This is a genomic window from Rubripirellula tenax (assembly GCF_007860125.1).
In the GTDB taxonomy this organism is placed as follows: domain Bacteria; phylum Planctomycetota; class Planctomycetia; order Pirellulales; family Pirellulaceae; genus Rubripirellula; species Rubripirellula tenax.
The window spans coordinates 294,094-314,830 of record NZ_SJPW01000004.1; the positions used below are offsets into that span (position 1 = coordinate 294,094).

A 20,737-nucleotide genomic window follows, 5' to 3' on the forward strand; every position below is an offset into this window, starting at 1 on the left:
CTATTTCTTCGCTTGATTCAGAAACACTTGGTTCAAATCGCTCGAGTTCGCCACGGCGATATCTGGAAAACCGTCGCCGTTGAAGTCGCCCGTGCACAGGCCATAGGTGGCCGCATTCGCGCCGCCAAACGAGATCGCGTCAAATGCCGCTGCCTTGTCTCGATTGAAATGTACCGTGTTGGGTTGGCCGACGTTACCGAACACGATATCCGACAGTCCGTCCCGGTCAAAATCAGCGATATCAACACAGTACGTTTGCTGAATTCCGCCGTCGAGAAAGCGACGCAGCAAGACGCCGCCCTTGCCATCGCCAAAGAACAATTCATTGGCCGAGTCCAGGTTGCCGATCACCCAATCCACGTGGCCGTCCGCATTGAAATCGGCCGTCGCGACGCACCTGCTGGAAACACGTTTCGAGCCGAAGGTCGCCGGTGGTAAGAAACCGCCTTCGCGATCGGCAATCAAAATCGTGTTGGGTTGTCCATCGCGATTGGCCAGCACCAAGTCGGCCGCGCCGTCACCGTTGAGGTCCGCGACGGCAACGTCGATCGTCGAATCATTGGCGGTACCGAACGCCAGGCTTTTCGGAAATCTTGCCGACCCATCGTTGAATTCAATGCGATTGGGCTGTCCACGACACGTGACCAAAACATCGATGTCCCCATCCGAATCCATATCCGCCACGGCGAGGCTGCGGACACTCGAGACCTCGCCAAATTCGGCACCCACCGAAAACAAGCCACTCCCATCGTTCAACATGATTTGGCACGGCGCCTTGTCATTGCCGACCGCGATGTCGATGTCTCCGTCTCCGTCGAAGTCCGCCGGTTCGCACGCGTAAGTCGTCGAGCGGTCCACGCCCAAGGCACGCATGACATTGAATCGACTTCGGCCTTGATTGATGAATAGAAAACTGGGCTCGGGCCAATGGCGGCCGTTGGCAACGATCAAGTCCAAGTCTCCATCTCCATCCAAGTCCGCGCTTCGTACCGAAGCCGACCGGTTCGATTCCGTCCCCAACGAAAGTCGGTCGCTGGTAACGAAGACGCGATCATCGGCAACGCAACTCCCACCCCAAGCCAACGCGGCAGAAAGAATCACGCGAAAGAATCGGTTCGGCATTGGTTGCCCTTCAATGGGAAAGAGAATCAGCGATTCACCAGACGGCTAGCTCGCGGAGCACTCATAACGATAGTCCGCTCCATCACGACTTTGTTGGCAGCTCGCATCAAGTTCCATCAATTGTTGGTGCAATCTTCGGTCGCCGAAAAACAAGGGCTTGGATCTCGATGAAATTTCGCCCTTGTTTGCACGCAAGCGTCCGACTTGCTCGTCCATCGCCCTGATGCGGCCGCCATAATTCTTCCGCTTGCTGCCCGCCTTTGGATAATCTTTTGTTATTTCTCGCTTGCAACCTCCGGGTCATAGGGCGTGTGAAATCAAACCGTTGCCCATTACGGCTTGGATGCATTGGCTTCCACAAACGGAATCACGCGATCCATGATCACGCGACTGTCATCGCCATCAAAATCCTCTTTGGCTTCGACACCATTGTGAATAGAAGGGAATCCGCCTTTCCATGGCTCCCCCGGGCCAGCACCCCAACTGTCCCTGCCATCCGGCGTGACGGTCGGGTTCCAAGTCGGTACGGCACTGGTCCTCGCGAAGTACTCATCAAACCCGTGGTGCGACGGCGGCGAGTAGAAGCCTCGTGTGCCAACTTTATCGGGCTTGACCCATCCCGGGCAGCAATTCGGCAATCGCATCGAGCCCGCTGACCCTGGGAAGGTTCAAGTCCAACAGGATGACGCCCAGATATTCCGAGGCCGGAAGTGTCTTAGCAGTGCGCAATGCGATCTCGGCGCCGACGGTAAATCCCGTGCACCGTATCAACGGGAATCGCGACGGCACGTCCGCCGGCGACGAATTTCCACGGATTCGAACTTTTTGAAATCTGTTCCCTCCGCGTCGTCGTCTTATCTTGTAGACCCATGGAAACGACGCCCGAAACCTTCGATGTCGAGCAGCAGCGACTCCGCGAAAAACTGGAGACGATGTTCGCTGACGTACATTCCGAACTGATCGGGACGTTGTTTTATTGCATCGGAAATCTCGACGATGCTCACGATGCGCTGCAGGAAACGTTCCTGAAGTGCTGGAAACATCGCGAGCAAATCGACGACGTCCAGAACTTGCGGGCGTGGGTCTTTCGCATCGCACTTAACACCGGACGCGATTTTCGCAAAGCCGCCTGGAACCGACGGCGGCAACCGATCGCGGAGGAGGCTCTGATGGTATCGACGGCTCAATCGCCCGCCGCGCGGCTGGTCCGCGACGAGCAACTGCAAACCCTTCGCTGCGAGCTATCGAAGCTCCGCGACGAAGAGCGCGAAGTCTTTCTGCTTCGCCAAAACGGCGACTTGACTTACGACCAGATCGCCGAGGCGATGTCGCTGCCCATCGGCACCGTGAAAACTCGAATGCGTGCCGCTATTGCCCAGCTTCGCCTAGCAGTCGGAGACCAATCATGAACCCAACCGACCACAACACCAACGAACTGCGACAATCGCTGCTCGAATTGCATTACGATCTGCTCGACGAACCCGAGGCGGCGAAACTGCGCTCGGCTATCCAGACGGATGCCGAAGTGGCTGCGATGTGGGCCGAAACGCTCGCGCTGGCCGAGACGATGGCAACGGCAGCGAAGTTGCCGGCGGATGATCGAACCACTGCTACGCCAATCTCGCTTCCGCCAATCATGGCTGTTGAGGTCAAGCCGCGTGTCGAACCAGCACGTGAGCAACAGGCTCGCCGACCCGTTTGGATCGTACCCACCGTTGTCGCCGCCACTGCGGCTTGCCTCGGGTTCTTGGTAATTGGTTGGCGTCAGTTTGATAGGTTTCCGAAAGCACCGGCCAGCGTCGTGCGCATCGAAGCGGAAGTGATGCCTCGAAAAACCACCGACAAAGGAAACGAGTTTCGCTTCGTGACGTCGCGAATGGACGCGGCGTCACTTCGCAGCGGCCGCTTTTCGGTGACTCCGGCGATCCTGTCATTCTCCGTGCTCGCAAAAAGCCAAGTGCTGTTTCGCGGGTCCACCGAAACGGACAGCTCGGGGACTGGAAAAATTGTGTTGCCATCCGAACTCGTGATTCCCCATGATGCGAATCTGGAAGTCACGGCCAAGGCAACGTCGGGCTCACTCAGGTCCTCATCGCTGAGAGTACCGCTGGAGCCGACGAGGTGTCTGACCTACCTGACGGTCGACCGCCCGGTATATCGGCCTGGCGAAACCATTTACTTTCGATCGCTGACGCTTGAACGCACATCACTGCGTCCACTCGTGGAGGTGCCGATCCGTTACGAACTGATCGACCCCAGCGGCAGTGTGGTGCCGGGACTATTCAGCGAAGGCGTGAGCGATCGCGGGGTGGGCAACGGTGCCTTCGCGATCCCTTCGACGGCACCAGGTGGTCCTTACACGTTAGTCGCCAAAAGCCTTGACGGATTCTTCCCCGAAGAACGTCGCGACTTCGACATCCGCGCCTACCGTGTGCCGCGATTCAAGACAAAAATTGAGTTTCGTCATCGCAGCTACGGCCCCGGTGATACGGTCGAAGCCGACTTCGCCGCCGAGCGAGCCGAAGGTGGTCCGCTAACCAACGCCAAACTCCGAATCTCCGCGAAGGTCGACGACACGATCGCGCATGTCCAATCAGCAACGATGACGGATTCGTGTACGTTTGCGATCGCGTTCCATTTGCCGACTCATATCAAAAAAGGTGCCGGACAACTTTCCGTAGTGCTCGACGATGGTGGAACCCAGGAAACGACGACCGAGACGATTCCGATTCAACTCGGTCGTGTCGCGGTCGAATTCTATCCCGAGGGCGGTTACCTGGTTTCGGGTGTCCCCAATCGCGTGTACTTCACCGCTCGCGATACGCTTGGCAAGCCGATTCAATTGGTCGGTGAAGTGCAATCTCGTTCGGGCGAGTTCGTTTCCAGTTTGGCGACAACGCGAGATGGCATGGGGCGGTTTGAGTTCACGCCTCAATTCGGTGAGCGTTACGCTTTGAAGGTGACGTCACCGGTCGATGTCACGGACGCGCCGATGTTACCGACCGTTGTGAAAGACTTGCCCGTGATCGATACAGGGTTCGGAGTCTACGAAGCAGATTCGCCGATCGAGATGACGATTCGTAGTTCCCTGGATCGAAACGTAATCGTGCGATCAGTGTGTCGCGGAAAACGAGTGGGCGAACAATCGGTATCACTTCGATCAGGTGACAATCCGTTGACGATGGAAGTGACCAACGACGCCGGTGGTGTGATTCGCGTCACAGTGCTTGATGCGGCGACATTGCCTGCGAAGCCACTCGTCGAAAGGCTCGTGTATCGCCGTCAAAAGACTCACCTTACCGTTGAGTTCGAAGATCCCGAAGCGGCGCTCGATCGATCGCCCGGCGAACCGATGCGAATGAACTTGCAAGTCCGCAATGAGGCCGGCGAACCGACGCCGGCAGTACTGGGCATTGCGGTCGTCGATGAAGCGGCACTGAGTCTCGATAAAGTCGAGCGGCCAATGATCACAACGCATTTCTTGCTGACCAGCGAAGTAAAACAACCGGAAGATCTCGAGCACGCGAACTTTTATCTCAGCGATGGCCCCGAAGCCGCCGAGTCGCTGGACCTGTTGCTAGGAACCCAAGGCTGGAGACGTTTTGTGAGCGGTTCGACAAATCAACCGAACGTGGATTTCCGAGAACAGCTTGTTCGTTTGCTGGAACTCGATGGAAGTGCTGGCGGTGGTGATCAACAAACCATCGGAAACGAATCGACCGCGGCTTACGAATGGGGCGAGTACCACGAAGCAATGACTTCCGCGTGGCAGACGATTGTCTTGCAGACTCGCTTGTTGCTCGCTGGCGTGGTGGTCCTGTGGGGTGTCTCTCTGGTCATTCGGATGCGAAGGCAGCGAGTGTCTGGTTTCGTCGCGAGCATGCTTGTCGTGGCAACGTCACTGGTTGTTGGTGGCTGTGGCGGTAGTGAATCCAATCGTGTAATACCAGCTTCGGAAATCGCAGGTTTTGAACAGGCGATGGACCAAGCAAGCGCTCGAAAGGCCAAGGCTTTCCGCGCTGATCCGTCGGGGCAACCCGCGCCCGCCGAGAACGGGATCGCGGAGAGGATTGACTTGGTGCTTCGTGGCTTCGGTCCGCAGTCGGAAGCGTTCGCGGAGTTGCGAAAGGCCAGATTCGGTCAACCGGGCTCGGACGATTCACAGCCGACCCATGCGTTGTCACCCGAGCAATTGAACCAACTTCTCGTGTCGCGTGGTCTCGATGCTCAATCGCTTGCCGATCAATTGCTTGACGAGTTGCGGTTCCCGGTTCGCCAATACGCCCACGTGCATTCGACGAGTCCTTCGGATGTTCGCGAGGACTTTGCCGAAACTTTGTATTGGCAACCGCTGTTGATCACGGATTCAAGCGGTCGTGCTTCGATACGATTTGACCTGTCGGATTCGGTGACCACGTTCCGTGTCGCCGTGGACGCCCATTCCGACAGCGGTAGCATCGGATCTTTCGCAGGAAAGATTGCCACACGACTGCCGTTCCAAATCGAACCCCAGTTGCCTCTCGAAGTCACAACAGGCGACCGTATCGACATGCCAATTGCGTTTGCAAACTCGTCGAATGGTCAGCTCAACATCGACTACTCAATCGCGACCGACGGTTCGCTCGTGGTGCAGGGTGATGCCAATCGCAAATTGGAACTTGATGCCGGTCAGCGAACGCGTGAGACCGTATCGCTTGAGGTACGTCCCAGCGCTGGAAACATTGCCGAGAACACAGCGGCAAGCATCACGATCCGGGGCATCAGCGAATCGTTGTCAGATTCGATTCGCCGGACCTTGCGAGTTGTCCCGTCCGGTTACCCCGGCAGCCAATCGGTTGCTGGCCGTTTGTCGGGCAAGGCAACCGCGAAGCTCAACATGCCTGTTGATATCGTCGACGGATCGCTTGCCGTAACGGTGCGAGCGTACCCGTCGCCCGTCGCCGACGTGATGTCGGGTATCGAGAGTATTTTGCGGGAACCCCATGGTTGTTTCGAACAAGCTTCGGCCACGAATTATCCCAATGCTATGGCGCTTCGGTATTTGCAAGAAAGCCAATCCGCGAACCCGGAAGTTGCCGAGCGGGCGTTGGCGATGCTCAACCGAGGCTACACCAAACTGACGAGTTATGAATGTGAAAAACGCGGCTATGAATGGTTCGGCAGCGACCCCGGTCACGAAGCTCTGTCGGCATTCGGCTTGATGCAGTTCACCGACATGTCCAAGGTGATGACGGTCGACGAAGCGATGATCGATCGGACTCGAGGTTGGCTGCTGAGTCGTCGCGATGGCAACGGCAGCTTTGCCCGAAACCCACGTCACTTGCATGTGTGGTCGGTCCAGCAGGAAATCGTCAACGCGTATGTCTTGTGGGCGCTCACCGAGGCCGACGTCGCGGCGGGCCAGCCGTCGCGCGCGGCAAGTGAACTGCAAAAGGAACTCGATCAATTGCACAAGGTCGCCGATGCCTCACGAGACCCGTATCTGGTCGCTCTGTCGGCCGCGACTCTGATGAACGTTCGACGTACCGATCTCGGCGAGCCATTGCTCAGTCGCCTTGTTGAGTTGCAAAACGCCGACGGCAGTTTGCAGGGCCATTCGACCGTCGTTTCCAGCGGAGGTCTATCGCGCACGATGGAAACAACGGCGCTTGCGATCATCGCGTGGGCAAAGAGCGCCAACTACACACCCCAAGCCCAGGCCGCCGCCAACTGGATCACCACCCACCGCGTCGGTGCTGGCGGCTTCGGTTCTACACAAGCAACCGTCTTGGCGCTCAAGGCACTGTTATCGATCGCCGGTAAAACACCGAGCCAAGCAACCGAAGGTAAGTTGCAAGTCAGACTCGCGGGCACGTTGTTAGCCGAAGCAAAGCTTCCGGTTGGTGACGGAGTTGCAGTCGAAATGACGGGTCTGGGTGAGAAGATTGCCTCGCAAATGAGCGACTTGAAGAACGTTGAACTGGAATTGATTGCGATCGATGCCAACAACGTGTCGTACTGCGTCGAGGCCATGTACCATTCGCAAACCCCGGTCAGTAGCGACGATTGCCCGCTTGATCTGACGACCAAGTTTAGTGCTGATCTCGCAGCGGACGGGACTGTCCCGGTTGGATCGACCATGCAAGTCATCGCGGAAATCAAAAACACGATAAAGGTCGGACAGGGGATGGCCGTCGCGATCATCGGGCTGCCCGGCGGAGTCGAGCCGCGAACTGAGAAACTGGATGAATTGAAAACGAAAGGTGAGTTCGACTATTACGAACTACGAGGTCGCGACGTAGTTCTGTACTGGCGAACGATTCCACCGAGTTTCAACAAGTCCATCTCGCTCGACGTCACAGCCACAATCCCTGGCAAGTACACCGGCCCCGCATCACGGGCGTATCTGTACTACACCGCCGAGGAAAAACGATGGACGGAACCACTGACGATCGCAATCAGACGTGCCAGCAACGACTGACGAACAAAAGCTATCGCGGAAACGAGCCAAGTAGCCAAGTAGGGTGCGTGCTTGTCACGCACCACCCACACTTGTTCGCGGGCGGTGTTTGGATGGTGCGTGACAAGCACGCACCCTACCTGAACTTGCCGTGATAGACGATCAGCAATCGATGATGGAGCAAGTGTCAGGATCGCTTCTCAGTTTGCTGAACACAGAACCGTTTCATCGCCTGTCGATCGGGTTCGACGCCGAGTCCAGGGCTGGTCGGCACGGTAGCGAATCCGCCAGAAATCGACACGGATGTAACGAACATCTCATCGCGCATTGGGTTGCAGGCTCTGTCGGACTCCAACAGCGGTTGGGAGATTTCTGCGCGACCAGGTTCGACGTATGTCGTTGCAACGAAATGCGCAGCAGCGGCTAAGTTCAGTTGCGTCCCCCAGCAATGCGGTACGACATTGATCCCGTGCGAAGAAGCAATCGCGCGGATCTTCAGTGCTTCCGTCGGTCCGCCGCAGTAGGCCAAGTCAGGCTGAGCGATCGCAACACCGCCTTTTTCCAACAGATCCTGAAAACCCCAGCGAGTTTGTTCACATTCGCCAGTTGCGATCGCGATGTCCAACTTGTCGGCTAGCTGGCGATGCAGCCCGGCATGCTCCGGTGATAGCGGTTCCTCAAACCATTCGAAGTTGTGTTCATCGAGCACGCGACCGATTTCGATCGCCTGGTGTAGATCGTAGGCGTGGTTCGAGTCGGCCATCAGACGGACCTCGGGATACGCTTTACGCATTGCCCGAATTTGTTGTTTGTCGAAAGCCGGATTCTTGCCGACTTTGATTTTCAACGCGGAAAATCCTTGATCGATGTAGCTTCCAGCTTCGGCAATGATTCGGTCAAGCAATTGCGGTTCGGGTTCCTGGCGGAAATACATTCCCGTGGCATAGCACTGAACGGTGTCGCGAACGCGGCCGCCCATTAGTTCAGACGCGGACACATTCAATCGTTTTCCTTTCAAGTCAAGCAGCGCCATGTCCAGACCCGACATCGCTCCCATCATGACCCCCTTGCGGGCGAAGTCGAGCGTCGCGCGCCAACAATGCTGCCAGGCTGCTTCGTTCTTCAGTGGATCCCAGCCAATTAACAGTGGCGCGTAGACGGAGTCGATTGCAGTCTGGGTGACTTCGGAGGGGCCGTAACACTCTCCCCATCCGCTGACGCCGTCGCCATCAACGACTTCAACCAACAGTTGATTGCGGACATCGTAGTGCCACTGGGAAAAGCCAAAGGACTCCTCCAGCTTGTGCCGTAGGCGATAGGTTCTGATGCATTCGATCATTCTTCAAGCTAGCTATTCGAGTCCGCAAAATCGCAACAAAAGCACTGCCACCAATCCGCCCAGGCTCATGCAAACTGATTGCACCGAATAGGTCCGATACAAAGTACTCGGTGGGACATCGTGCAGCCGACTGAGCAACCAGAAAAAACTGGAGTTTGCGTGAATGATGCAGAGGCTGCCGGCACCGATCAACGCAACCGCAAGTTCTGGTGAAATCCCCAAGGACGGAAGCATCGATACGACGATCGACGAACTGGTTACCATCGATACCGTCAGCGAACCCGTCGCGGTCGTCAATGTTGCCGCCAACAAAAAGGGAAACAGAATCGCCGGCAATTGAACCAGTTGGAACACAGCGGCAATGTCGTCGCCAACTCCGGTCGCCTTGATCACCGCCCCTAAACCACCGCCTGCCGCCGTGATCATCAACACAACGGCCGAATGTTCGATTGAAGTCTCAACCAGCCCACTGAGCTTGGCGAGCCGGGTGCCACGTTTGAGCAAAAAGGTTCCAGCAAAGGCTCCGCACAAAAGTGCGATGGCAGGGATGCTCAGAAATTGAAACACGCCCAGCAAGCCAGTCACGTCCTGCGAGATCACCGTTCCCTCAACGACTTGTTTCGGGATCAGGAACGCTCCCAACGCGATCAGAACCAACGGCAGCAGTATCGGGGCGATGCTCAACAAGAACGAAGCGTTTTCTTTGTCGGAACTGTCGGCCGCTTGTTCGCCATCATGTTCCGACGCAAACTTCTCGCGCAACACGTCGTCATAGGGAAGTCGAACGCGGCCGCAAAAAAGCGTTGCCCACAGAAGTCCGCCCAGGACGGCGAACGCGGCGACAAACACGTTGATCGAAATCACGCGGCCGAGGTCGGCGCCAAGCAGTCCCGCTGTCGCCAGCGGGCCAGGGGTTGGCGGCAACAAAGCATGGCTGGCAGTCAAACCAGCGGTCAACGAGAGGCCGACGACAAGGACGTTACGCTTGCTCTTCACAGCCAGCACTTCGACAATCGGTCGAAGCATGATGTAAGCGATATCGACAAACGCCGGAATCGACACGACATAACCGGTGATCCCCATCGCCAACGGCAGTCGTCTCGGTCCCACCACTTTCATCAGCGTGCGGGCAATCGTCATCGTGCCACCCGACTGGCTCAGCAAACCACCGATCAACGCACCCAGCACAATCACCACGCCGATCGACTTCATCAGTCCGGCAAACCCGTCCAAAAAAGCTTCCACCGTCGCCACGGGGTCAAGTCCGGATACCGGACCGAGCAACAAGCCGCTGATCAGCAGCGCAAGAAAGGGGTGGACGTTGAAACGGGCGATCGCGACAAGCAGCGACGCCAGAACGCCGACAAGTGCGAGTACACGGATGCTTGTGCGACCTGCATCTGTCGCAACGACGGCGGGCTGTTCGGATGTCGTAACCGGTTGGCGAACTCCTTCGGCTACGACCGCCAAATCAGCCTGATCGGGTCTCTGGCCATATGCCGGATGACAAACGGTCGAGCTCAAAAGCACCAGCATGAAGCAAAGCCGGATCACCCCAACGATACTATTCTGTTTCTCACTCCGAATGACGCATGCTCTCACGAAAGCAATTCCTGCAGCGGACCTCGGTGCATCGCTTCATCGATGTTCGGATCAATGCTTCCGAAGTCGTCGCGCGGCGTTCCAGCGGAATGCAGCAGTGTGTTGAAAAGACAATTCATGGTGCGGTGACCGTCAAGGCCGTAGTCGGGATACTGAAGATAACGCCCGCCGCCTTTCAATCCGCCGCGGGAACCGCTAATCACGACCATTGGCCATTCATAGCAACGGCTGTGATGCGTTTCGGCTCCGTCGCTTAGGTAGACGATCGTGGTACGGTCGAGCATGGTTCCATCGCCTTCGGGCACGCCATCGAGTGCTGCCATCGTACGAGCGATCAACTCGAAATGGAATGCTCGGATTTTCTCGGACTCCTCCCATGCGGATTTGTCACCCAGATTGTAAAGCGCGTGGCCGATGATGTGTTTATGGCGATTGATTCCCAGCCCGCTGAAGGTCACGTTCATATTTGGGAAGCCAACCCCCGACGCAATCGTCACGCAGTTGGTAAGACCTCCGATCAGTGAAGCCGTTGCGATCTCGATATGAGCGTCCAGTTTGTCGGTGGCTTCCCTCGACGAAAACTTGTCGCTGGCAACGGGAACCTTCAATTTGTCTCGCACTTCGACCAGTCGCCCTGATCGGGTCCGCAGTGTTTCGAACGATTCCAAATAAGTGTCGATCTTGTCTTTCTCGACACCGTTTAATTCGGCGCGAGCCCGTTTGATATCGCCGCCCATGTGGTCGAGTAGGTGTTGTCGAGCAACGAATTCGCGGCGAGCTGCGCCCTCCGCCGCGCTGCCGAAGAGTCTGCTGAACGCGATCCTGGGATCACAGATCGTTGCCAAGCTTTTGCCGGGAGCCGACGCGGAAATATTGAAATCCACCGAGAGGTCTTGGCGACTGGAAATCCCCAAGACGACGTTGGGAAAGATGCCCGGATATATCTGCCCGAGCAATCCGTCGATGGTTGCGCCGCGCACGTTCCGTCCAAGGTTGGCGTGGTAAGCACCCAGCGTGCCGTGGTTGGACGAATGGCCCCCGGTACACATGCGGCCCGAAAGTCCCTGGATGATCGAGAGCCGATCCCGGTACGCGTCGATCGGGGCCAAACTCGTTGGCAGCTTCAAGTCGCCCAGCGCCGTATCGGAGAATGTCTTGCGGTCTTCCCTTTCAACGAACGGAATCCCTTCGGGGTGTACCTGTTTCGGTGGCAAACTGTTGCCTTCGACAACGAACAGAAATCTCTGCGGCGGCAACTCTCCTTCGGCGGCAGACGCGATTCTCGCAAGCATCGGCCCCAACAGCGGCGCGGACGCACCTAACGAGAGCTTGTTGAGAAAACGGCGGCGATGGATTGGGGGTTTCATAAGAGTAGCCTTAGAGCGTACAGATCAATTTATGTTTTCTGGACTGTTAACGTCTTCGCAGCAAAAATGAATCGGATGTCAACAGTGAAGCGACTAACGCCTTGAAGCTTCCGCCGGATTCGCGGTAGGCCTTGTGAGCATCGATCAATGTTGGAGCGTCGTCGACAGTTTCGTTGCGCCCCATGAAATAGCGAAAGACGTGGCGAGTGAAGACTTGTTCGACGCGCAGCGAATGGGCCATGCGTTGGAGCATTTCGTACGGGTCTTTGACGGGCCCGTCCAGTTGTGGGTCACCGATGTTGATTTCGCCAGTTGTCACGACCGGTCGATCGATTTCCTTGTCGCGCCACGCGCCGAAGTCATCGAACTGTTCCAGCGGCAACCCCAATGGATCCATACGACTGTGACATCGCCAGCAATACTCGTCGCGAGTCACTTTCATCTTCTCGCGGAGCGTCAGATGCGGATCGGTTGGCAGCACAGCATCGACGCCGATCGGAGTGTCGGGAATATGGCCGCCCAGCAGTTTGCTGTAAATCCAATGGCCTCTTTGAATCGCTTGGTTCTTTTCGTTGTCGGAGAACGTCAATAGCCAGACCGGATGAGTCAGAATTCCTGACCGACGGCCAATCGTCGGTTGAACCAGTTTGCCATCGTTGCCCTTCCAGTCGTAGTCGCTCGGGAAACCGAAATCAGGCATGTAATACTCTGTCATCATCTGCGCGAAGAATGGCGACCGTTCGCCACCACCGTAAACAACGAATACCTTGTCTTCGGTGAGCAGACGCTTTAGAACGTCGTGGTCTTCATTGACGATGTGCGAAATCAGTTGGTCGGCGTCCATGATTCGTTGATCAGGCCGTGTGTAATTCGGGTGACTATCGTCCTTAAAGACTTCGACGACGCGCGGATATTCGAAGTACTCCTGAAAGAAGCGAACGAGTCGTTCCTTCGATGACTCCGCATCCAAAAGACGCTTCACCTGCTTCAACACAGCGTCGTTGCTGGAAAGTTCACCCGACTGGATCGCGGCGCGCATCGCTTCGTCGGGACCGGCATCCGTCAGCGCGAACGAGATCGCGTCGGCAACTTCATAGTCGGAAAGTCGAATGCGACCGTGTTGGTCCGGTTCACCTCGTCCCACTTCGTATCGATACACCGCGTCTGGGCGAAGCATGACAGCGGCCAGAACCGTTTTCAGAGCCGTGGTCATCGTACGAGGCGGCAGTATTTGCCCCTTTGCATTTCGTTCTGGTTCAACGGGTTCCGTTTCGGCAGCCCTCAAAGACTGAAGCGTCATTTGTCCAAGTGTCACCAGTTTCGACAACTCTTCCTTGTCAGGTTCACGTCGAACGGCAATCTTGAACTGGAGTTTGATGACGTCCACCCATTGTTGCGGAGTCGGTTCTTCGGCTCCCAGAAAGGCTCGGATCTCCTGGGGCTTCATTCCTTTTCCGTCGTCGCCAACCTGTAACTCAGCGACCTGCAAACAGACGTCAAACAGTAATTCCGTCGTCGCTTCCTCAAAGACATGCTGCGCTGCGTCGTCGCGAAAAGCGGCGGCCGGTGTCATGTACGCGAACGCGGGATGGAGCCCGTTGCCGCCTTCGCGTCCGCCATCCGTGTTCATGAACCTGCTGCGAGTCAAATCGTTTGCATACTGTTTGAAAATATGAGGACTCAGACGCCACAACCGAGATGGCGTTGCAGCACGACGAACTTTCGGTTCCGTGAACAGTGCCTTGTGATCGATCAGGTTTCCGCGTCCGGGATGAGCCGCGCTGGTCTGCAGCATGGCTTGCAGCGTCTGAATCGCAGCGGTCCGTTCTGCCGGCTTTGGCTGCGGTTCGTCCTCAGGTGGCATACTGCCACCTTTAAGAACATCGAGTATCATGATCAGTGATTCGGCATCCGTATTGCCACGATTGGAAATTACCGGGTCGAGGTCGAAATCGCCGCTGGGTTCATCCGTATGATGACACGAGACACAGAACGTCTTTAAAAACGACGGCCGCGTATCGGATCCAGAGCTGGTTACGGGCAGTAGAAACGTGGCAAAGAGAATCGCGGCGGGTCGTTTAAAGGATCGCATGCTGAGTTGTCTCAAGTAACGGAAACGGCCAAGGTGCTTGGTTTTGACATCGCCTTCAAGGATCCCAGTCAAACGTGGATTGTCCTGAAGCGCTCTGCAACGACCTGTAACGCGACAGAAACCATTGTAATACAATACGACTGATGACATCTCCACGGACCTAAGCGAATGGAAACCCCTAAAGTACCGACCAAACGCAATCTCTACGGCCAAGTGCTTGACGACCTCGGCTGTCGGATCATGGCTGGTGAAGTGCAACCGGGCGACCCACTTCCCCAAGAATCGACGCTGTGCGACCAGTTGGGAGTCAGCCGTACCGTTGTCCGGGAAGCCATCAAGTCATTGGCCGCAAAAGGACTGGTGGAATCGCGGGCAAAACGCGGCACGATCGTGTGTCCTCGGGGCTCCTGGAATTATCTCGATAGCGACGTGTTGGGTTGGCAAGCGACCGCGCACGTCGACGGCCGCCACCTCTTTCATCTGATGGAGCTGCGTCGGACCGTCGAACCCGCGGCGGCTCGTATTGCGGCTGAGCGTGCTACCGACGAAAAACGACGACTGATCACCGAGGCCTACGAGGCCATGGTTGAGACAGCGGAAGACGTCGACCATTTCCTAGCCTCTGACATTCGCTTTCACGTCGAGATTCTGCACGCGACCGAAAACCCGTTCTTCTCACCGATCGCGAACGTCATCAGCACTTCGCTGGAATCGAGTCTGAGATTGACGAACCGACAACCGGACCAGAACCGCACTTCGCTGCCGGCTCACCAGAAGGTCATGAACGCCATCTGCGCGGGCAAGCCAGCGCGGGCGGAAGCAGCGATGCGATCCTTGCTGCACGAGGCAGCGGACCGGATCGACGTTGCACTAAGCTAAAAGCAACAGACACTCGCGATGCAACGAGTGGCGATTAACGCCACAGAAACTTGAGGAAGATCGGAAGGCTACTTTTTTCCTGTCATGTCTTCCGCGGCCGCTTCTGCCATCGCCGCTTCTTCCGCTGCAACCATTGCTTTGTATTCAGCGATTTCATCCTGCGATGCGGAATCCTTCACATCTGTTGGACCTGCCGAGTCGCAGCCGGCCACAGCAAAAACCGAGCACATCAAGATCGCCATCAAACTGAACTTCATTGCATTTTTCCATAACCGCCGCGTTGAATCTGCACACACCGAACGGCGGATCGATATGTGATTGAAAGTTCATGCAAATAGGGCTCCGCCCGATACCCGGACGAAGCCCTTAAAATCGATCCCCTAAGCTTACTACAGCTCTTCTTCGATTACTTCTTTAACCGCACGCGTGCCGAGCGATCCCCAAAGTCCGTATGGGCTTTGGGCGCCAGGATTATTTCCGTTGCTGATCGCCCGAGCGGTTTGGTCGCCAGCCTCGATCGAATCGGTGATGAACTTGACCGCACCGTCACCCATCAGGACGTGAGTCCCGCCCTGGTGACGACTGGAAGTCGAGTAGTAACCGTTCCCACCCGCGTTTTGCTGTGTGCAAATCTCATCGTTGGGCGGATAGACCGTGTTGAATCCCGAGTTGCACGGCAAATAAGATGCCCAGCGATATCCACGACCCTGTGTCGCACCCACAAAACCAGGTGCAGTCGTTGGATCCCAAAACTGAGGCCGCAACGGATCGATCCACTGCTCACAAGCGTGAGTTGGCGGCGATGGTGCAGTCGCGATATTGAACCAGGGGTGGTTGACGACCTGGGTGCGAGTGTCGTTGTCACCCAAGTCCGTCGTGATCTCACCGGCAGCAATCGTATTGGAAAGTCCATCCAAGACATCGCGAAAGCGTGTTGATTTGTGTGCGACAAAAACGCCTCGGCAAGCACCGCGAGCACTCAAGACATAATTGGTCAGGGTACCTGCCGCGATGCCATGAACAGGATCATGAGGATTTGCTTGCGACCCCCAGCCCCAGTCTCCGATTACAAGCGCAACCGGCGAGTCGCCCTGGCAGGCGGCGTAATTGGTTCGTCCCAATGACGGCAAGCCAGTTCCGGGGTCGCTTGGGCATCGAAGCGTTGGCAAAGTGGTTGCCCAAGGCTTGTAGTCGATGTTTTCGTGCGTCGGCCCCATTGGCGGAAAGTCAGCACCGCCGGTCGGCACGATGGTGATCATGTTGTCGCCGTCGCCTTCATAGGGATTGCTAATCTGCTCCCACGTCGCTTGGGCTTCGAAGAACGGCGTAAGCCCGACCAACCAACTTTGCATCATCAAGTTGCTATCGGTTCGACTGACCCACCAATTGATGCCCGACAAATTACCCGGCAACGTCCCGCCACCCTGCATGGGCAGTTGCTTGTAGGCACTTTCGTAGTTGTGCATCGCCAAGCCAATTTGCTTGAAGTTGTTGCTGCAACTCATACGCCGTGCAGCTTCACGAGCGGCCTGAACGGCCGGCAACAACAGACCGACGAGCACACCGATAATGGCGATAACAACGAGCAATTCCACCAGCGTGAATCCATCACGACGACGTTGGGTGGACGGATCCACCGACCTTTTCAGATTCATAAGAACACTCCAAAAGAGACAAAACAGTAATCCGCCATGTAAGCGGATTGATTTGTCATACAATATCGCAAGCCGATCGACGCGAAAACGGGAAAACTTGCGAAAATCCAAAACTTTTGCAAGCGAGTCGAGGTCGCTGGAGACAGAAGGGACCGGATCGGGGTGGAAACGCACTCGACCTTGGGATTCCCAGTCTTTACCAATAGACTTGCTCGGATGCCATCGCCATGGCTGTGACCATCGAAAATAACTGAGCCAATCGGCTTTCGCATAGGATGTGGCTTGGCCGCCGAGTGTTTGGTCGATTGTCCGCGAATTGTCGATCGCCTTGAACGCTGCTGCGGCAATCCAGGCGGGGCGATGACAACGACTGCGAGTTCGGAGCCAGCGGGGATTCGCAGCCAAGTACGCGTTCCAACGAGCATGGAAAAGACCGATGGTTGAAGTGAACGCCGGTAAATGGTTTGACTCGGTCGCGACAGACCAGCAACCGATCGCTGATCGTCTGCGTCAGCTCGTCTTTGCAACGGTGCCCTGCGCTGTTGAAGAGATCAAATGGAGCCGACCGTGCTACAAAGTTGGCGGCAAGCTTTTCTGCTATCTGCAAACCGCTAAGTCTCACGTCACACTTGGGTTCCAAAACGGAACGTCGCTGGACGATCCATACGGCTTGTTGGAAGGGACGGGCAAAGACATGCGACACACCAAGATTCGATCCAGTGCCGAGATCAATGAAGTGGCGTTGTTGGAACAGGCTGCGAGGTGACGAAGGCTGGAATGGGATCGATCGCCCGCTGCTTCAACCTTGGATTAACGATGCGACCACGACAACGTAAGCATCACGTGATCAACAACTGACGTAGTGCAACTCGCCAAGAGTTTCGTTCAACGGAATTGTTTTGCTGCCACGAATCGCACGAATGGACACGAATCAGTGCAAGTCCATTCGTGAAGTTTCGTATTATTCGTGGCAAAAGTCTGGCTAAGTCGACCAACCGTTAGCGACTTCCGCGACACGTAAACTCGTCAGTTGTTGTTCACGAGATGCTAAGCCTGTCCGATTCCTAGTAGAACAGATCAAAGCCAAGTAGGGTGCGTGCTTGTCACGCACCACCCACACTTGTTCGCGGGTGGTGTTTGGATGGTGCGTGACAAGCACGCACCCTACCTGAATTTTCAGCTAAGTCACACGTCACAATCGGATTCCAAAATGGCGCGTCACTGGACGATCCACACGGCTTGCTGGAAGGAACGGGCAAAGACATGCGACACACCAAGATTCGATCCGATGCCGAGATCGACGAACCGGTTTTGGTGGCGTTGCTGGAACAGGCCGTGACATGACGAAGGCTGGGTGCAATCGTTCGCCCATCCGTCGCCGCAACCACGAATCAACCACGAGGCCTGGCCCGCTTGACCACAGGTACGTGTCCGACGGACATAACGCATCATCGCGTCAACAGTCGCCGTTCTCGCTGGGTCAATTGGACGCCGAACATTTCTAGATAGCGATCGGTTTCGTTGACGAAGATGACTTCGGCGTCTTGGTTGTCGTAACGGAAACGTTCTAGCGGTGGCGGTTGGATGGGACGCAGCGAATAGAGTTCGATCAGGGTGATCAATCGCCCGTTGTTCGTTGTCGTCTTGGACGGTTGACTTGCGTTGACGACGGTGACGGGATCGCTTCGAAATTCGATGTGGATCGGCAACCACTGACCAAAGCCCGTTTCGGGATCGTTCGTGGCCGCGACGGCGATGCGAACGCCGGTCGGGTAGAGTTCGGGCCATTTGTCGACGTTGGCCTGCATCATGACTTCGTCGCGTCGCGATTGACGTAGCGTTCCCGAGATCACCCAAACGGACGTGCCTTCGAGCTTGTAGCTGGCGGCCGACAGGACGTGGTCGCGCCGTATCGAGGTCAGCATCTCGGTCCAACCGCCCACTTTCAATCGCGGTGATATCGAGTCTCGATCGGGTGTTTCGTGTACCCATTCATTCAGGCGGCCGACATCGACGCGGCGCAGCGAGACTTCGTCGGCTATTTCAGTGCGCGTCCACGCTAGGCGTCCGTCGCTGATTTGTTGAAAGCGATGTTTTCCGTCGCCGTCGTGCATGGTGACTTGCAGATTGAACCGTCCGGTTCCACCGCCGGCTTGTTCGTAAGTTCCAACGCCGACGACTTCGCGGCCAGCCGACCAGACGGTTTCGCGAACCTTGGCGTCAAAGGCCGGACCGTCGACAAGGTAACGAACGACTTGGTCGATCAACGCGACCGCCTCGGGCTGTGACGTTTGCGACGTTGTCGGATCGACTTGCGGGGGCGGATCGGCGAAAGATTTCGATGCAATGATTGGCGCGCAACACATCACCGTGATGACCGTCGCGACGGTGCAAAACCGTTTCACGGGCGTGAAACGCGAAATAAGTATGTAAGGATCAATCTTCATGGGCCGGTTGTGACGGTTTTCTCAAAGATGCGGCCTGTAACAAGCCGATGACCAATTACGAAGCCGGAATGACCGCACTTCACGCAAATGGATGGCTCAAGGCGGATCGTAGGTTTTCGCAACCGGGTAAGTCCAGCCAGAAACCGTAACCGACTGTCCGGTCTGAGACTGTCACTTAAGCAACCACGTGAAAGATAACCCAAGGAACGGGGGAAACGATGAAACGAATCGTCACTCAAATGTCGCTATTGGCGGCCACGGCGATGATCGCCACCGGGTGTGTGCCGGTTCGCCACAACCTGCCACCCGAACAACGCATGCTTGAACCGGGCCCCGGTGTCGGTGGCCCTGGCCCCGGCGTCATGGGTGCTCCACCGTTCGGCGGACAAATGATGGGTGGCATGGGCGGACCAATGGGAACGCCGATGATGGGCGGACCTGGAATGCAGGGACCGATGCTCGGCCCCGGAATGATGGGTGCCGGAAACGGCTACATGCCTCCGGGTGCCATCGGCGCCGCAGGCCCCGACGTGATGCGAAGTGCGCCACTGATGGGAACTTCGGCCTCGACCGGTTCCGGTAACGTTGGCCTGGTCAACTACTCCTGCGGTAACGCCGGTTGTGGATGTGGCGGCGGCGCAGGCGGTTGCTTGGGTGGTGGAGCCGGCGAAGGATCGATGATCCCTGCGGGCGGCGGCTATTCGATGGGCGACGGCAGCATGATGGCCGCGATCCCGTCGACAGTCCAAATCACGCTCGGTCAACCCGACGGTATGTACGTTCGCTACGACGCAACGGGCGCCGGAATGTTCGACAGCGAACCGTTGGTTGTGCCGGCACGACAAAACTTTCCGCAAGGCGGACTGTATCGGTTGAAGCTGACCAACATTCCTTCACGGGAAGGCGTCGAGCTTTATCCGACCGTCGAATTGGCGTACTCGAATCCTCGCACCGGAGCCTACTTGGCTCACAATTCGGTGCCGATTCAGTTCACCGAAGAGGACTTCGATCAAGTCTTGACGGGTAACTTTGTCACCAAGGTGATCTACCTACCGGATCCAGATTTCCAAGGCCCGGCACTTGCTGGCATCGACACGCTGGTCAGCACTCGACTTGATCCGGGAATCGACCCGATCGTCGAAGCCGACCGTCGCGGTTCGATCCTGGCGATCATTCGCTTGGGCGACAAGGACATCGAGATGTCGGGAGCCGGTGGAATTGGCGGAGGGCTGGGGGCAGCCGGTATGTATGCACCGCCGATCGCGGGACTACCAGCACCTTTCGCTCCGGCGATGACCGAAGGTTGTGGCAGCGGCACTTGTGGAATGGGCGGCATGGGCGGCGGCGGAAGTGCCGGTTGTTCAGCGATGCCTGTCTCGTTGCCCGGAATGGTAGCGGGAGCCACGGCACCTCAGTACGGCATGCCAATCACTGGTACGCCGATCGGGTTGCCCGGACCGCCGCACATCCCATTGGGACATCCGGCGGGCTTGAAGAAGCACGTCATTCGCAACCACACGCCGATGAACATTCCGCGTCCGGTTGAGAAGGTCAAGATCAACGTTCGGCAACAGCCTGGTATGAGCTACCCCAACCCGGTTAGCCGCATCCACATCACCGAGCAGAACTTGAACCCTGGTGTTCCGAACGGTCGCGGACTGTATCAGCACCCAAGCCAAGCGGTCGATCCGAACTGTAACCAGTAACGTGACCCGCTAAGTGACAACAATCGAAACGCGGCGAGTTTGCAAAACAGCTCGCCGCGTTTCTTCGGTAACTCTTGACTCATGGCGAA

The 20,737-nt window shown here is 56.7% G+C and carries 14 protein-coding genes and 1 pseudogene; 6 read left to right on the top strand and 9 right to left on the bottom strand.

All coding sequences use genetic code 11. The features are described from left to right. Complete coding sequence (locus Poly51_RS15645; RefSeq protein ID WP_146458736.1) at window positions 1-1,122, bottom strand: FG-GAP repeat domain-containing protein; 1,122 nt, start codon at window positions 1,120-1,122, stop codon at window positions 1-3. A 332-nt stretch (window positions 1,123-1,454) separates the two neighbouring features. Continuing rightward, on the bottom strand, window positions 1,455-1,766 hold the full coding sequence (locus Poly51_RS15650; RefSeq protein ID WP_246114539.1) for a hypothetical protein: 312 nt from the start codon (window positions 1,764-1,766) through the stop codon (window positions 1,455-1,457). Between the two features lie 225 nt (window positions 1,767-1,991). On the opposite strand from Poly51_RS15650, the gene Poly51_RS15655 reads away from it, so the two are divergent. Together Poly51_RS15655 and Poly51_RS15660 are read left to right on the top strand one after the other, a co-directional pair. Then, on the top strand, window positions 1,992-2,531 hold the full coding sequence (locus Poly51_RS15655) for an RNA polymerase sigma factor (protein WP_146458737.1): 540 nt from the start codon (window positions 1,992-1,994) through the stop codon (window positions 2,529-2,531). Continuing rightward, on the top strand, window positions 2,528-7,582 hold the full coding sequence (locus Poly51_RS15660; RefSeq protein ID WP_146458738.1) for an MG2 domain-containing protein: 5,055 nt from the start codon (window positions 2,528-2,530) through the stop codon (window positions 7,580-7,582). Before Poly51_RS15655 ends, Poly51_RS15660 begins: the two co-directional genes overlap by 4 nt. A gap of 166 nt (window positions 7,583-7,748) precedes the next feature. Here the strand turns inward: Poly51_RS15660 and Poly51_RS15665 are convergent, their stop codons facing one another. The 4 genes from Poly51_RS15665 to Poly51_RS31325 form a co-directional block, all read right to left on the bottom strand. Beyond that, window positions 7,749-8,900: a mandelate racemase/muconate lactonizing enzyme family protein gene (locus Poly51_RS15665; protein ID WP_146458739.1), complete on the bottom strand. Its 1,152-nt coding sequence runs from the start codon at window positions 8,898-8,900 to the stop codon at window positions 7,749-7,751. A gap of 12 nt (window positions 8,901-8,912) precedes the next feature. After that, window positions 8,913-10,436: a GntP family permease gene (locus tag Poly51_RS15670; RefSeq protein ID WP_246114540.1), complete on the bottom strand. Its 1,524-nt coding sequence runs from the start codon at window positions 10,434-10,436 to the stop codon at window positions 8,913-8,915. Window positions 10,437-10,498: 62 nt separating this feature from the next. Further along, the gene (locus Poly51_RS15675) at window positions 10,499-11,869 is read right to left on the bottom strand and encodes a DUF1552 domain-containing protein (protein ID WP_146458740.1); all 1,371 of its coding nucleotides are present in this window, start codon (window positions 11,867-11,869) and stop codon (window positions 10,499-10,501) included. A 46-nt stretch (window positions 11,870-11,915) separates the two neighbouring features. Beyond that, entirely contained in the window at window positions 11,916-13,961 is a 2,046-nt protein-coding gene (locus tag Poly51_RS31325) for a DUF1588 domain-containing protein (RefSeq protein WP_246114541.1), read from the bottom strand. Between the two features lie 168 nt (window positions 13,962-14,129). On the opposite strand from Poly51_RS31325, the gene Poly51_RS15685 reads away from it, so the two are divergent. Further along, window positions 14,130-14,840, top strand: a complete 711-nt coding sequence (locus Poly51_RS15685; protein ID WP_146458741.1) for a FadR/GntR family transcriptional regulator — start codon at window positions 14,130-14,132, stop codon at window positions 14,838-14,840. Window positions 14,841-14,908: 68 nt separating this feature from the next. On the opposite strand, the gene Poly51_RS30465 is transcribed toward Poly51_RS15685, so the two are convergent. Then, entirely contained in the window at window positions 14,909-15,082 is a 174-nt protein-coding gene (locus tag Poly51_RS30465) for a hypothetical protein (RefSeq protein WP_186775642.1), read from the bottom strand. A 147-nt stretch (window positions 15,083-15,229) separates the two neighbouring features. After that, window positions 15,230-16,495 carry a DUF1559 domain-containing protein gene (locus Poly51_RS15690; RefSeq protein WP_146458742.1) on the bottom strand — a complete coding sequence of 422 codons (1,266 nt, stop codon included), beginning with the start codon at window positions 16,493-16,495 and terminating at the stop codon, window positions 15,230-15,232. A gap of 436 nt (window positions 16,496-16,931) precedes the next feature. On the opposite strand from Poly51_RS15690, the gene Poly51_RS15695 reads away from it, so the two are divergent. Both Poly51_RS15695 and Poly51_RS15700 read left to right on the top strand, forming a co-directional pair. Next, window positions 16,932-17,261, top strand: coding sequence for a DUF1801 domain-containing protein (locus Poly51_RS15695; RefSeq protein WP_146458743.1), 330 nt, complete (start codon window positions 16,932-16,934; stop codon window positions 17,259-17,261). Between the two features lie 419 nt (window positions 17,262-17,680). Beyond that, window positions 17,681-17,839 (top strand): annotated as a pseudogene (locus tag Poly51_RS15700) (DUF1801 domain-containing protein); the annotation flags it as partial. Window positions 17,840-17,943: 104 nt separating this feature from the next. Here Poly51_RS15700 and Poly51_RS15705 read toward each other — a convergent pair. Further along, the gene (locus Poly51_RS15705) at window positions 17,944-18,942 is read right to left on the bottom strand and encodes a hypothetical protein (RefSeq protein WP_146458745.1); all 999 of its coding nucleotides are present in this window, start codon (window positions 18,940-18,942) and stop codon (window positions 17,944-17,946) included. A 218-nt stretch (window positions 18,943-19,160) separates the two neighbouring features. Here Poly51_RS15705 and Poly51_RS15710 point away from each other — a divergent pair, with 218 nt between their 5' ends. Continuing rightward, window positions 19,161-20,648, top strand: coding sequence for a hypothetical protein (locus tag Poly51_RS15710; RefSeq protein WP_146458746.1), 1,488 nt, complete (start codon window positions 19,161-19,163; stop codon window positions 20,646-20,648). Window positions 20,649-20,737: the final 89 nt, after the last annotated feature.